We start from the raw sequence: 12939 nt of genomic DNA, 5'->3' as shown, positions 1-12939 counted from the left end.
TCGATGAGGACGGTAGGTGCGCAAACATCAAAGGTTAGAAGGTAGCTCCTTCAATAGAAACCGAATATACGTACGCATCTTAACTTTGAATTGCTAAATCACTTTGTAAATACGTGGATTCCATATAGGAAAAGGGGCAAAGTAAGTCAGGATTACTTATCTTCTATTTGTGAGTCCACGACCGAACACGGCAACTTCATGTTACCCCCATTACTGTTCCGCTAGACATTCAACGTAAGTTACAAAGTGACTTGTCTCTAAACTCCTGATTCAACCCGCTTTAAACCTTCGAGTTCATTGTGTTTACCCTAGAATTCCGCAATAGCAAGATCACTAGGTAGCAAGTGAGATGGTGCCCTATAAAGGGTGCGTAATGTCATCTTTTACTTGCTCGCACCTTGATATTATGCATTCAGGTTACTAGTTTAAAACTAATACTCTGCAAGGAAGGCTTACATTGACTGAGGGTAAAGTCGCACTTGGTGGCATGAATATCTTAGTCGTTGCCGAATGTTCAACACTTTCGATGTTGGTAATGCGACAACTCGCCGCATTAAGTGCGAACGCTTTATATATGACTTGTGTAAGAAACACGCAAGGGAGCTGGGCTATTTCCAATCTCCTTAGAGGCTCGTTTTTATCCACACTTTGTCGTATTACATTCACATCCATCTGCATTGCTAGTAGAAAACATCAAGTTACTAAACTGCCTCAAATTCTTCCGTGTCACCTATTACCATCACATCAGCATCATCAAAACCATCTTTATGCCCTTAATGTTTATACTCATAAGGCTGGACAAGCACTTAGGTTGACCGTGATTAATACCTCTCACATAACCAACGCAGCAAACGATTATAGAATCAGACATTTATTACAACACGCAATCCCTCCAAATTGGTCTCTCTGGTTGAAAGACTATCTTGCTGGCTTCTACGTGAGCCACTTGCCTGAACCTTTGGACTATTGGAATCTTCTCAGGAACTAATAAATGATCAATTTTGACGTGTTAAATAGAGTTATGGATAACGATGTAGACATCATTATCGCCGTGTTTGCGACCTACTTGGAAGAGCACGTTAATGGTTTAGAACGCATTAATGAGTTGTATGCCAATGAAAATTGGCCAGAACTGCACTTATTAGTGCACAGCTTAAAAGGAGCATTAGAAAGCTTCGGTGAAGATACCGCCGTCACAGCGTTACAAGATATTGAAGAAGATACGCGCAACAATGTTGCACCAGATGAGTCAGATATCACTATAGTTAATAGGGAGCTATTAACTATTAATCAACAGATTTTTGCTTATTTAGACAATTTGAATAGCAAACCTGTATAGGGTTAAAACGGGGGGATATATGGCAATGAACAGCAACAACTTTAGAGAGCTTATTGATTCGCTAAAAGACTTAACGCCAACTCAGAAAAGATACCTCATTAGCCGAACAAAAATGTCGTTGGATGACGAATATGGCATGTTCAGAACGGATGATCTACTGACTCAAGAAGAGCTGGAGGCGTTGCTTTCTCCAACACAAACAGCAGAACCTAAATAGTACCCATTTGTCAGTGCTAGGGACCAAGTAGAGCAATAAAGCTTTACTTGGTTTTTAGAGTCTTATTATCACAATCACAGAATTTATCAGAACAATTAAATAACAAGCGTGTTATGTCATTGGCTATCCCGACAAACCTCAGTTATCCCCCTTCCCCTTGATGGAACCTTCTGGTCACTGACTTAACAGATTGCTCATTGATTGCTGGTCTCTAAAACGGTTGTAATCTTCTGCTAATAATTGGTGCTGGTAACGCGTATATGATAGAGCTTCGTTTGAGACAACTATCTGATTTTCCTTTTGAATCAACTGACCACGTAACTGCTCGATTTCATGACTTTGTTGGGTATTGCTGTGATACATTGCAACCAAGCTGAAAATAGATATCATCAACATTGCAATCAGGACGTTATTGATGGTTTTAGGTTGAATATTCATAAACCTCTCCTTGTCTCTATTGCACTTTCCCGATTAAAACCAATGCTCACAGCTACAGAACAATCGATTCTATACGCCCAGAAAGCTAATTTGGTGTTACAAATTTAATTATAGGTGAGTGGGGATAAAAGAAGAGAAATACTCAAGAAATTGAACAGGTTTGAAATGTTAGAGATGAAAGCAGCAAGTTAAATGTCCTATTGCCGCTTTCAATAACCAAATAAGGATAAGGTATATTAACTTTGAAATGCTTCGCGAGCTGAGATTTGCTCAAACCAACGGGCGATATTTGGAGCCGTTGAAAGCACATCTATCTGAAGTGCATTAATTGCAAATCCAACGAATATGTAACCGGTGATATCTACAATAGTGTAACGGTCCGAGGCGATAAACTCACTTTCCCCTAAACGTTTATCTAAAACCGGAAGGAAAGCCAATACGCGAGACTTTGACTCTTCGCCCCACTCTTTGACGCAGTTTTCACGATCCTTATAAATAGCACTGATGTTACGGAACGCTTGAAACGCAGCATAAAGCCCCTGAAACTCGACAACACGATGCCACATTTCAACCTGAGCGCGCTCAAGTTGATTGCCACCAAATAAGTTCAGATCGTTAGTAAACTCCTCATCGAAATAACGGCAAATCGCAACGCTTTCACAAAGTGTGGTGCTGTCATCTAACTCTAAAACTGGCACTTTGCCATTCACACTCTTTTGCTTGAACGTATCCGCAAGGTTGTCTCCGTCACGCACATTTATTGCGACTCGTTCGACATCGCCACCAATTTCTTTAAGAAAAATGTTAACTCGCTTACAACTTGGCGTCATCGCGGTTTCATATAACTTCATCGTACACCCTATCCCTTTATCTAACTGTTCGGTTAGGTTATACTGTAGCCAGTTTCTAAACGATCAGTCAAGAATATAATTGCTCTACATTTCATAAGATTGGAAGATAAACTAAAGCAATAATTTCTGGATGGGTACCTATATGGCAAGAAAAGCTAACTTCGACCGAGATGAGAAGCTCTTGGTCGCCATGAATCTGTTCTGGCGCAAAGGTTTTTCAAATACTTCGATATCCGATCTCACAGAGGAGCTGAACATCAACCGGTTCAGTCTTTACAATACTTATGGTGACAAACAACAGCTTTATTATGAGGCTCTGGATACTTACCTTAAAAAAGTGTCTTTACCTTCTCTGGTTGATTTGAGTAAAAACGGAGCTTCCCTAAGGGAAATCGAAACCTTTTTGACGGCCTTTGCCACACTTCAGCGCAAAAGTAACTGCGGATGTTTTGTTCAAAATGCATTGGTTGAACACGCAGGCGAAGATAAAGATGTGTTACGTATGGGGCATTTTTTGTTTGACCACCTCATCGAGATCATGACTGAGGCAATAGAAAACGCGCAAAGGGAAACGTTCATTCCTAACACGTTCAAACCAGCAGAATTAGCCTGTTTTATTCTCAACAACATGCAAGGCATGCGGGTGCTCGGCAAGGCCAAACGTTATGAAGATTTAGACACTGCATTATCGTGTTTACTGACTTTGATAAGGAAATAAAATGTCAATCAACGTCATTGCAATGAGATTAACCAAGGGCATGGATCTTAAACAATGTCTCACGGAGATCGTTAGGGATCATAACATCAAGGCGGGGTCAATCGCTTCTTGCGTCGGTTGTGTGTCACAACTCCAGCTTCGTCTCGCTGGTGCTAAATCAACTTTAATGAAACAAGAGCCTTTAGAAATTGTGTCGGTAATGGGCACTTTGACACCCGAGCATCAACATGTACATATTTCGCTTTCGGACGAGCAAGGACACGTTTGGGGTGGGCACTTAATGGAAGGCACGATCATTGATACTACTGCCGAGCTCATCATCCATAGTTACACTAACCTCACCTTTAGCCGAGAGATGGATGAAAGCACTGGCTATACTGAGCTAGAGGTGAATACAATCCCAGTTTAATGGGTAATACCAGCGCTAGTAATGTAGATATCGCAATTCCGTGTCAAACACGCACAGCAAAACAAATGGTTTTGTATAGATATTTACCTTGCGACGAGGCGGTCAATCACTCAAGTATCACCTGAACGGTTGATAAGGCAACTAACCCAAGACACTTAATCTCTGGGCTGATTGGCATTGAGTATCCTGAGATCGGGGTAATTCATATATCTATCCGTATCGCATGCGACATTCTGCTTGCTGTTCTCACATTTTCCATTCATCATGGCTTTACAAGCTAACCTTGTGCGATACAGATAACATTCTGATTGAAACTATCTTTATGCTAATTTTTGCCACTCTGCTCTAAGTCTTAGCACGCCAGAACGCTTACAATCGTTACTTGTTTGTTAACGCACAAAGTTTAAAAACATATAATGCAAACACGCATATTGAACAGAGCAGAGCTATCTGCTTGATAATTTGAATAAGAAAGGAGTCACAATGGCGGCTTTTGGTACTGAGTTTATGCCTAGGATGGCATTAGCAACATTTGAAAATAATCAATGGTCTGACACACAGATCGTTACATCAGACAGTATTTCACTTCATCCCGGCGCTCACGTATTGCATTACTCAAGCACTTGCTTCGAAGGTCTGAAAGCATTCCGTCACGAAGATGGCAGCGTACACATTTTTCGAATGGATCAAAACGTCGAGCGTTTTGCTCAAAGTAGTCAGCTACTCTCTCTACCTGAGATTGATAAAGAACAAGTATCAAAAATGATTGTTGATATTGTATCTGAGTTCTCATCTGAAGTGCCTTTGCCACCAGGCTCAATGTACATTCGTCCAACTCACATTGGTACAGAGGCGGCAGTTGGTAAAGCAGCAGCGCCATCACTTTCATCTATGCTTTATATCCTGCTTTCTCCAGTAGGTGATTATTTCTCTGGCGGTGCACATGCATTACGTCTACTGCTAGATGAAACCGGCCAACGTTGTGCACCACACATGGGTATGATCAAAAGTGGTGGTAACTACGCCAGCGCGTTAGCCCCAACGTTAGAAGCGAAATCAAAGTACCAGGCAGACCAAATATTATTCTGTCCAAACGGCTACATTACAGAAACAGGTGCTGCGAACTTCCTTATTGTTGATGGTAATGAAGTTATTACGAAAGGCTTAGACTCAAGCTTCTTACACGGGGTAACACGCTCGAGTATTCTAACGATTGCTAAAGATCTTGGTATGACTGTGACAGAGCGTGAAGTCTCTGTTGAAGAGTTGCTTGAGCGCGCAGCTAAACCAGGGGTAGAAGCGATGCTTTCCGGCACAGCAGCTGTACTGACTTCAGTAGGCACGCTTATTCATAATGGTCAGGAATACAAGGTTGGCAACGGCGAAGCTGGCCCAGCAGCGCAAAAATTACGTCAAGCGCTTAATGATATCCAGTGGGGTAAAGCACCAGACACTCATAACTGGTTGACTAAGATTGCCTGATGCTAGAGTTGCAGTGATTTAGTAATGAAGATGCGCTATGCAAATAGCCATCTTCACATCAACTTCGTTTATCAAGCGAAACATTAAAAAACGTCAATTGCTACGCTTCTTGAATATAACTCTCCCACATCGAAAACGCTCGTTCATAAGCTTTTTCTCGGTCTTGTATTTCAGCAAACAGTACAACTGCCGTTGTTGCAATCACCGTATTTGCCATTTGTGTTAAATCTTGCTCTGGTGTCTCAAACAGGCAAGAGGATGGCAAAGGTACTTCAGATATCATTTGCTCAGTCCAGTAGTGCGAAGTGACTCCGCTGGTTTGGCTCAACCAAACGGTTTGGCTGACTTTTGGATTATATTCCGATTCTCCAGATTGACCTTTGAACGACACAACTGCATGACGTGTTTGTCCTATCTCATGCTCGACTTCTGCATGAAGCTGCTGAAACCCAGGGTGAAAACTGCCGCGAATTCCAATTGTCGCTTGACCAGGATTTAATGCGCGAACAACCGTATTAATCGGCGTTCTCAATCCATAACGATTTTTCCAACCAATCATCTTTTCAGCTTGAGGCGCAAAGACGCTTAAAGGTAGGTAAACAATATTTTCTGTCTCAAGTACTCGTTTCGCCTCTTCCGTGGATTGCGCTTTTTGAATGTTAAGCTGGCTTAGGTAATCTTCTGCATGTCTGCGTCCAGACTGACGATCATGATAGCCATGCAGCAAGACTTTATAGCCGTTATTCGAAAGGATTTTTGCTGACAGAAGGTGCCATGGTTGCCCTGCAGCTTGACGTTTACCTGCATAGCAAGGCCAGTCAATATCTGCGCCTATTGCAGGCATACGAGACTGAAATGCTTTCACAAAGCCTGCGATTTCTTGCTGAGTTTCGTTTTGCACTCGAATGAGCATCAAAAGCATCGCCATCTGGTCATCGTCAAACTCACCGTTCAAGTATTCATCCATTACTTGGAAGGCCTGATCAAAGTTAAGAGGTTTTCTGCCTCGCTCTCCGCGTCCTACCGTGCGGATACATTCCAAAATACTGCTCATATTCCCTCTTATTATCGGCTTTTAATATCTTCAAAATAATAAACGTAGTTGTACCACGTTTCCCATTACAATCAATGCTAGACGTATACCTTAGGGTTTGTTGACCTATTGAGCAGATTCAGCAAGTTCACCAAAAGTTTGATTGTGTTACTCACAAATTAGTTGGGGATAACAATGTCAGTGATGATACCGAACGATACGACGAGCAAAAAAAAACCTCTCTCGAATCGAGAGAGGCTGCACTGCCTTAAACGCTGTTAGTACATTTAACAAAAGTAATACCCTATCCCGCTTCTCCGCCTGCTAAGGAGAGCGGTGCATCGAGTTAACGATGAACATATATTACATAGCAATAGAAGTGCCAACTTTAAAAGCACTTATATAACAACAACTTATTAAGCTTTCAGTTTATAGCCCTAATTCCTTCGCACTGATAGAGTGCAAATGTCACTCATTATCGTGCAAAAATCCATGATACGGTAATAATCACTTTGAATTCTCGGCCTATAAACGGATTTAGTTTTGTATAATAGCCATCAATGTTCATATTCCTTTCGAAAACATTGCCCCAGAACACTCCTTTGTGTTTAAAACTCAACCACAAAATCAAATTCCAAAAAAACAGAACAAAAAAGCACATTAATCCAACATAGTGTATTTTTAATTATATATACAACTGCTTTTTTAAAATATTCATGGTTTGATAATTTATGAATTGACCTTTTTTATAGTATGATTCACCACCTGACCAATGTGATAACAATCACTAAAAAATATACCATCTGCCACATTATTATTTATGCAAAGGCAATTCCTCAGTGAAAGAGTCTCAAAAAACCTTAGGTTATAGTGAGTTAAACACAACAGCATGGTCTAAACACGACACACATTGGGTGCTTAGTCTTTTTGGCACCGCTGTAGGTGCTGGTATTTTATTCCTTCCAATCAACTTAGGTATTGGTGGCTTTTGGCCGTTAGTCATTATGGCGCTCCTGGCTTTTCCTATGACTTTTCTTGCACACCGAGGGTTGGCTCGATTTGTCTTGTCTTCAAAAATTAAAAATGCCGACTTTACGGATGTGGTAGAGGAGCACTTTGGCGCAAAAGCGGGACGTGCGATTTCATTGCTGTATTTTCTGTCTATCTTTCCAATTCTGCTGATCTATGGCGTAGGTATTACCAATACCGTTGATAGTTTTATGGTCAATCAAGCAGGCATGGAGTCACTATCGCGCCCTCTTCTTTCTGGTGTTCTCGTTTTTGGCTTGATTACGATCATGATGGCTGGAGAGAAGGCAATGCTACGTGCATTTGCGGTTATGGTATACCCGTTAGTCGCTATCCTTGCTTTCCTATCAATCTATTTGATGCCTAACTGGACGATGCCAGTGCTAAATGCGCCAGAAGTGGGTTCCTTTGCAAACACCATGTGGTTAGCCGTACCTGTGGTCATTTTCTCCTTTAGCCACGCAGCTGCTATATCAAGCTTTGCCAATGTGCAGCGACGCCATTACGGGAAAGAGGCAGACTTTAAAGCCGAACTCATACTCCGTCGTACAAGCATCATGCTGATCGCTTTTGTACTTCTGTTTGTTTTCTCATGCGTTTTGTCCCTTTCGCCGCAGCAACTCTCTGAAGCAAAAGCGCAAAACGTATCTGTGTTGTCCTATTTAGCGAATGCTACAGATAACCCATTCATTGCAACGCTGGGACCTTTAGTCGCTTTTGTTGCGATCACTTCATCTTTCCTTGGTCATTTTTTGGGCGCAAGAGAAAGCCTGAATGGACTACTAACGAAGAATTCAAATCTACCTCAACGCCGAGCAGATAAGGTTAGTGTTGTAGTGCTGTTTATTTCGATTTGGATAGCTGCGATCATGAATCCAAGTATTCTTGGTATGATGGAAGCCCTTTCAGGCCCAGTTATCGCAATGATTTTATTCATTATGCCAATGATGGCTGTGTATAAAATTGAATCTTTAAAAGACTATCGCGGGAAGCTATCTACTTACTTTGTCTTATTGACTGGTATTGTCGCGGTGAGTGCTTTGATTTTTAGCTTGGTGGACTAACGGGATTGAGCTAAGTGAGAGTTCAGGGGAATACCTTGTAAACATCTAAGGTAATTCCCTGAATTTTGCATCGTTTTCTATGTAGAAGTTTAGAATCTACAACTCTGTTAAAGAAGAGTGAAAACACCCGCAATCATGATGATTGAGGCAATGCATGTACGGCCAATAATGCCGAAGTGTGAAGGTTGAATCATTTCGTTATGCATAGGCGATCTCCTGTTTACTGTTTAAAGCCGTTTCTTAACGACTTAATAACACTATGTCTAAACTAAAGTTTTTTTACAATGCATACCTATATTAAATATTTATTACAGTAAGTTGTAACTTTGGTAATTAAGACTCGCCATGTGACTTTTATCACCTTACGTGACACAGTAGACATTAAATACGGATACCCAAAAGACATTTTACTCTATTTAAAAACGTATTATTAAGGCCTCACCTTTCGAAAAGTATCACCTCAGTTCTTAAGTTCTCTTGCTCAACCTCTTCGGGGCTATTTAAGTAACGCTCGATTCCAAGGGGTTTGCTTTTCACTTTAACGCCGCTACTGCGAGTTAAATTCATTGCCATCGCCCAAGCATTACCCAGTAGTCGATATTCTCCCCGATGTTCAACTACAAACGTCTCACACTCCGGTATTGTTCCAGCAACAAATCCTTCTGGGACTGTAATTTGGCTATCGACAGGTAAACAGGTGATAAATTCAAACTGACCCAGCTTCATATCCATTGAGAGGTAGTAACAAAACATCGCACCATTCACTGACAGATTTTCAGCTGCCGCCATTACTTTCAATCGGTTTATATGTTCGTTTATGATAGCTCCCAGTTCGGGAATTGCACCTGCCCCCTGCATACCAACATAGTGAATGGTTGGCTGTTTGCGATTAGCTATCTCTACAAGTTTTGACCGTACTTGCCCGGTTTCTAATTGGCTTTTAAGCATTTTTAGGCCACGGTCAAAATCCATTGATATCATTGACCTGAAGAAGCCTTTAAGGAAAAACAGATGCCATGGAACGGATGAATGCATTTGCCATTCAACTAAACAGCCTTTTTGTGACGGTGTCACCATTAGCGTTACTTTACCATTACTTTTCATCGGTCGGAAAAAGTGAAGTTCCATATCCAAGCGGTGCTCCTGGGTACTCTCTAGCACAATGGAGCCAGAGCCTATACGCTGACCATTCCACTCATACGCTGCTCCTACATGCCCTTGGTCTCCAAGATAAGTGCGTTCACAGCTTGGTTCGAGAATGACCCACGGAGACCATTCTGGCCAGTTCTTAAAATCCTTCAGATAGTCGATAATTTCTTTTTGAGACTTTTCGATTTCAATACTTCTGCTGACCAAATATGAAAACATACTGACTCCTTGAGTTTCTAATTCGCTCTATTCAGTCTACTTCAAATTCTGGTTTTTACTGGTTTCACTGCATGTTAGAAGCAGAACGATTTTCATTACTAACAAACTCACATAACTCACATAACTCAATTACACTTTAGTTATGTTTAACCCCAACGGTGACAATGATGAAGAAATGTAATTTAGCTCTGGTGATCCTTCTATTCGGCTCAACAGCAACATATGCGGGCGTCCTTGACCCAGACTGTGATGCTGGCAAGGCAGCGAAAGCCGCAGCGACCAAAGCGGTGGTTGGTGTTGGTGGGCGCTGTACACCTAAAGAGGCATTAAAAGATACAGCAGCTGATAAGGTCCCTGATGACGGGATTGCAGGCAAAGCCGTTGATGCGGTCACACCTGAAAAGGAAAAGAAAACAGTCAAAGATGTAACTAAAAAGCTGACTAAAGATTAGATCTCTAGTGTATAGATAGCAAAAGAGCGTCAATTGACGCTCTTTTGTTTTACCATTCAGATTGCGCGCTATGCCGCTTCTTTTTCACCAATCCAGTGGTAGTGGTGGTTTGCTTTTTTACCGACAAGCCCCTGCTCTGCAAGCGTTTCAAACACCTTGTCTACCTCTTCAGCAGACAGCCTAAATTCCTTAGCCACCGCTTTTTTAGTGCAAGTAATCTGATGCGATCGGAGTGCATCACTCACTTGCTCGATCAAAGGTTTAGGCTCATCTGGTGCTTTTGGTTCTTCAACCTTTTCCTCTTGCACCACTGGCTCTTGATCTTCTTTAATGTGAGGAAGGTAACCTGCAGGCTCTGGTTCGATATCTCGAATTCGTTCTAGTCTAATCCCATCGTAACGTCGGTAGAAATAACGAAAACGTTGTTCTTCACCAATTAAGCCAACAAAGAACGCGGCAAAAAAGTCGAGAAGAATTGATAAGAACACAACCAGCCCAAGCTGAGCATGCTGAGAGCTCGTACCAAACGCTTTCGCGAGACTGTCGATCAATCCGATGACTGAACCTTGAGTTACTGGCGGTAAGCTGTCACGCTCCATAGCCAGCTTTTGCTGCTCTTCGCGCAGTGTTTTGTTTTGCTCCTGAATTCGCGTAACACCTGTGGCAATACGTTCCATCTCGATATATTTCTGAGCAGCAATATTGTTCAGCTCGATCTGCTTGTCGATAGCCTCAATCTGGCGGTTGAACGCGTCTACTTTTGCTTGTTCAACTGATATATGACTTTGCGCACTATTGGTCGCACTGTTTATGCCGCCAATACTACCGCCAATAGAGATGGCTGCGAGCACAGAGTAAAACACCAATGCGGTAATCGCACCGGGATAGTTTCTGTGAGCGCGACGTTCGCCGTACTCATACCAGGCATAGAACTTACCGGCTTCGAATATGATAGCCAGACCACCAAACAAAGTCTGCATCATCGGGTTTTCGTCTATAGACAAAAACAGCAAAAGAGAAAAAATGGTCGATGCTAATATCGCCGCCCCCGTGAATGCGTAAACACTCACCATGGCAAAGCGACCTTTAGGGTATCGAAACTCGATCTGTTGTTCGTATTTCATTGGAGAAATTTCTTAAGATTGCGCGGCCAATAATTCACTAAGACACGCTCAGGGATATAACAAAGGTGGGAGAGAATACCGTATCCTGTATTAAATTACTGTCATATTTGCGTTAATGGCAAACAAGTGCAGAATAGATGCTCATTTTGAACCGATATCCCGCAAATCTAGCACGCTAATTCACCAGCCATTTTTCGCAAGCCCTGTATTGACAATGGATTAAATACAGATTTAGGCTAATGGCAAAGCTCATTCACACCCTCGACCCACCAGCGAGACACAAATAAAATACAGTTGAATCACCTTTTATCTATCTTACCATTACATTTTCAGGGATATTTGTTAGTATCCTGCGCCAAAAGACAACAATTAATAAAGCCACATGGAAATGACTCAGACATCGCAGAGAACGCAACGCTTAGCCGCTTTGACGGTCATCTTCGCTGTGCTGTTTCAACTCTATCTCGCTTCGAATGCGGTACTTAACCCAAGAAATGTGCATAACACAAACTGGTTAAGCGAAGTTCAAAACGAAAAAGTACTGCTTTGTACTGCGGACGGTTTTAAATGGGTCGACATCAACACGCTGATTGCGGCTAATAACCAAGACGCTTCACCAGTTATCCATGACCTTAACTTACACGAAGGTTTTCAGTTTGAGTGTCCTTTGCTTCAAGCCGTGCAGTTTTTCATGCTGTGTGCGATTGGGCTTTACTTAGGCACTACCCATTGGTTCCGACGTGTTAAACACGCGCTGATTCCCTACCATTTTACGCATTCCGGAAGATTGGTTTACAAGCATCTCGCCCCAAAACAATCCCCACCTTGTATTTTTCCAGCCTGATCTCGTAACAAGCGTTCAGGTTCAAAAATAACAATAACCCCTATCCTATTTTTGGTAAGGGGCGATCATTATCTTCAAAAGGAAAATACCCATGTTTAAACAGATTAAAACCCTTGCTATTGCTTTTGCAGCTCTCGTTATGAGCCCAGTCAGTTTTGCTCACGAATATGAAGCGGGTCAGATTCATATTGATCACCCATGGAGCCGTGAAGCCCCACCCAATGCACCTGTTATTGGCGGTTTCTTACAACTCAACAACCACGGTGAGACAGAGGACGCATTGATTGCGGCAGAAAGTCCTATCGCTGGACGCATAGAACTTCACAACCACATTATGGAAGATGGTGTGATGAAGATGGTGAAGGTTAACGAAATTAACGTCCCTGCAAAAGGTTCGGTGGCGTTGGAGCCAGGAAGCTTTCATTTGATGATTTTTAACCCAAATCAGATGCTAAAAGAAGGTGATCGCTTCCCGATGACGCTAACGTTTAAAAACGCGGGTAAAGTGGACGTAGAGATAGCCGTCGAAAACAAAGGTCATATGGAAAAGCATATGAACCATTAATCGCCC

Annotated in this window: 14 protein-coding genes; 9 read left to right on the top strand and 5 right to left on the bottom strand. The window is 42.1% G+C overall.

Annotated elements, in window-relative coordinates; translation table 11 throughout:
* The first annotated feature begins 991 nt into the window (after positions 1-991).
* Entirely contained in the window at positions 992-1339 is a 348-nt protein-coding gene (locus L3V31_RS04865) for an Hpt domain-containing protein (protein ID WP_237314994.1), read from the top strand.
* 25 nt (positions 1340-1364) lie between these two features.
* On the top strand, positions 1365-1556 hold the full coding sequence (locus tag L3V31_RS04860) for a hypothetical protein (RefSeq protein ID WP_237314993.1): 192 nt from the start codon (positions 1365-1367) through the stop codon (positions 1554-1556).
* Positions 1557-1730: 174 nt separating this feature from the next.
* On the opposite strand, the gene L3V31_RS04855 is transcribed toward L3V31_RS04860, so the two are convergent.
* Positions 1731-1994, bottom strand: a complete 264-nt coding sequence (locus L3V31_RS04855) for a hypothetical protein (RefSeq protein ID WP_237314992.1) — start codon at positions 1992-1994, stop codon at positions 1731-1733.
* A 236-nt stretch (positions 1995-2230) separates the two neighbouring features.
* The gene (locus L3V31_RS04850; RefSeq protein ID WP_237314991.1) at positions 2231-2845 is read right to left on the bottom strand and encodes a glutathione S-transferase; all 615 of its coding nucleotides are present in this window, start codon (positions 2843-2845) and stop codon (positions 2231-2233) included.
* Between the two features lie 142 nt (positions 2846-2987).
* On the opposite strand from L3V31_RS04850, the gene L3V31_RS04845 reads away from it, so the two are divergent.
* From L3V31_RS04845 to L3V31_RS04835, 3 genes are all read left to right on the top strand, one after another.
* Positions 2988-3563 carry a TetR/AcrR family transcriptional regulator gene (locus L3V31_RS04845; protein WP_237314990.1) on the top strand — a complete coding sequence of 192 codons (576 nt, stop codon included), beginning with the start codon at positions 2988-2990 and terminating at the stop codon, positions 3561-3563.
* Between the two features lies 1 nt (position 3564).
* Positions 3565-3972 carry a PPC domain-containing DNA-binding protein gene (locus L3V31_RS04840; RefSeq protein ID WP_237314989.1) on the top strand — a complete coding sequence of 136 codons (408 nt, stop codon included), beginning with the start codon at positions 3565-3567 and terminating at the stop codon, positions 3970-3972.
* Between the two features lie 462 nt (positions 3973-4434).
* The gene (locus tag L3V31_RS04835) at positions 4435-5454 is read left to right on the top strand and encodes a branched-chain amino acid aminotransferase (RefSeq protein ID WP_267135885.1); all 1020 of its coding nucleotides are present in this window, start codon (positions 4435-4437) and stop codon (positions 5452-5454) included.
* A gap of 100 nt (positions 5455-5554) precedes the next feature.
* Here L3V31_RS04835 and L3V31_RS04830 read toward each other — a convergent pair whose 3' ends face one another.
* Positions 5555-6508, bottom strand: coding sequence for a glycosyl transferase family protein (locus tag L3V31_RS04830; RefSeq protein ID WP_237314987.1), 954 nt, complete (start codon positions 6506-6508; stop codon positions 5555-5557).
* An 818-nt stretch (positions 6509-7326) separates the two neighbouring features.
* Between L3V31_RS04830 and L3V31_RS04825 the strand changes: the two genes are divergently transcribed.
* Positions 7327-8580: an aromatic amino acid transport family protein gene (locus L3V31_RS04825; RefSeq protein WP_237314986.1), complete on the top strand. Its 1254-nt coding sequence runs from the start codon at positions 7327-7329 to the stop codon at positions 8578-8580.
* A 438-nt stretch (positions 8581-9018) separates the two neighbouring features.
* Here L3V31_RS04825 and L3V31_RS04820 read toward each other — a convergent pair whose 3' ends face one another.
* A complete protein-coding gene (locus L3V31_RS04820) occupies positions 9019-9948 on the bottom strand; it encodes an SRPBCC family protein (protein ID WP_237314985.1) in 930 nt (309 codons plus the stop codon).
* Between the two features lie 167 nt (positions 9949-10115).
* On the opposite strand from L3V31_RS04820, the gene L3V31_RS04815 reads away from it, so the two are divergent.
* Positions 10116-10400, top strand: coding sequence for a hypothetical protein (locus L3V31_RS04815; RefSeq protein ID WP_237314984.1), 285 nt, complete (start codon positions 10116-10118; stop codon positions 10398-10400).
* A 68-nt stretch (positions 10401-10468) separates the two neighbouring features.
* On the opposite strand, the gene L3V31_RS04810 is transcribed toward L3V31_RS04815, so the two are convergent.
* A complete protein-coding gene (locus L3V31_RS04810) occupies positions 10469-11524 on the bottom strand; it encodes a Preprotein translocase subunit SecY (RefSeq protein WP_237314983.1) in 1056 nt (351 codons plus the stop codon).
* Positions 11525-11906: 382 nt separating this feature from the next.
* Here L3V31_RS04810 and L3V31_RS04805 point away from each other — a divergent pair, with 382 nt between their 5' ends.
* Together L3V31_RS04805 and L3V31_RS04800 are read left to right on the top strand one after the other, a co-directional pair.
* Entirely contained in the window at positions 11907-12368 is a 462-nt protein-coding gene (locus tag L3V31_RS04805; protein ID WP_237314982.1) for a hypothetical protein, read from the top strand.
* A 91-nt stretch (positions 12369-12459) separates the two neighbouring features.
* The gene (locus L3V31_RS04800) at positions 12460-12933 is read left to right on the top strand and encodes a copper chaperone PCu(A)C (protein ID WP_237314981.1); all 474 of its coding nucleotides are present in this window, start codon (positions 12460-12462) and stop codon (positions 12931-12933) included.
* The last annotated feature ends 6 nt before the right edge of the window (positions 12934-12939 follow it).

The sequence above is a fragment of the Vibrio sp. J1-1 genome (genome assembly GCF_021728395.1).
Taxonomy (GTDB): Bacteria; Pseudomonadota; Gammaproteobacteria; order Enterobacterales; family Vibrionaceae; genus Vibrio.
The sequence above is the reverse complement of the archived record's forward strand: the minus strand, read 5'-3'. Positions and strand labels throughout refer to the sequence as shown.

Coding starts and splice junctions, on each gene's coding strand:
- L3V31_RS04865 (WP_237314994.1), top strand. CDS start 992: ATGATCAATTTTGACGTGTTAAATAGAGTTATGGATAACGATGTAGAC.
- L3V31_RS04860 (WP_237314993.1), top strand. CDS start 1,365: ATGAACAGCAACAACTTTAGAGAGCTTATTGATTCGCTAAAAGACTTA.
- L3V31_RS04855 (WP_237314992.1), bottom strand. CDS start 1,994: ATGAATATTCAACCTAAAACCATCAATAACGTCCTGATTGCAATGTTG.
- L3V31_RS04850 (WP_237314991.1), bottom strand. CDS start 2,845: ATGAAGTTATATGAAACCGCGATGACGCCAAGTTGTAAGCGAGTTAAC.
- L3V31_RS04845 (WP_237314990.1), top strand. CDS start 2,988: ATGGCAAGAAAAGCTAACTTCGACCGAGATGAGAAGCTCTTGGTCGCC.
- L3V31_RS04840 (WP_237314989.1), top strand. CDS start 3,565: ATGTCAATCAACGTCATTGCAATGAGATTAACCAAGGGCATGGATCTT.
- L3V31_RS04830 (WP_237314987.1), bottom strand. CDS start 6,508: ATGAGCAGTATTTTGGAATGTATCCGCACGGTAGGACGCGGAGAGCGA.
- L3V31_RS04820 (WP_237314985.1), bottom strand. CDS start 9,948: ATGTTTTCATATTTGGTCAGCAGAAGTATTGAAATCGAAAAGTCTCAA.
- L3V31_RS04815 (WP_237314984.1), top strand. CDS start 10,116: ATGAAGAAATGTAATTTAGCTCTGGTGATCCTTCTATTCGGCTCAACA.
- L3V31_RS04810 (WP_237314983.1), bottom strand. CDS start 11,524: ATGAAATACGAACAACAGATCGAGTTTCGATACCCTAAAGGTCGCTTT.
- L3V31_RS04805 (WP_237314982.1), top strand. CDS start 11,907: ATGGAAATGACTCAGACATCGCAGAGAACGCAACGCTTAGCCGCTTTG.
- L3V31_RS04800 (WP_237314981.1), top strand. CDS start 12,460: ATGTTTAAACAGATTAAAACCCTTGCTATTGCTTTTGCAGCTCTCGTT.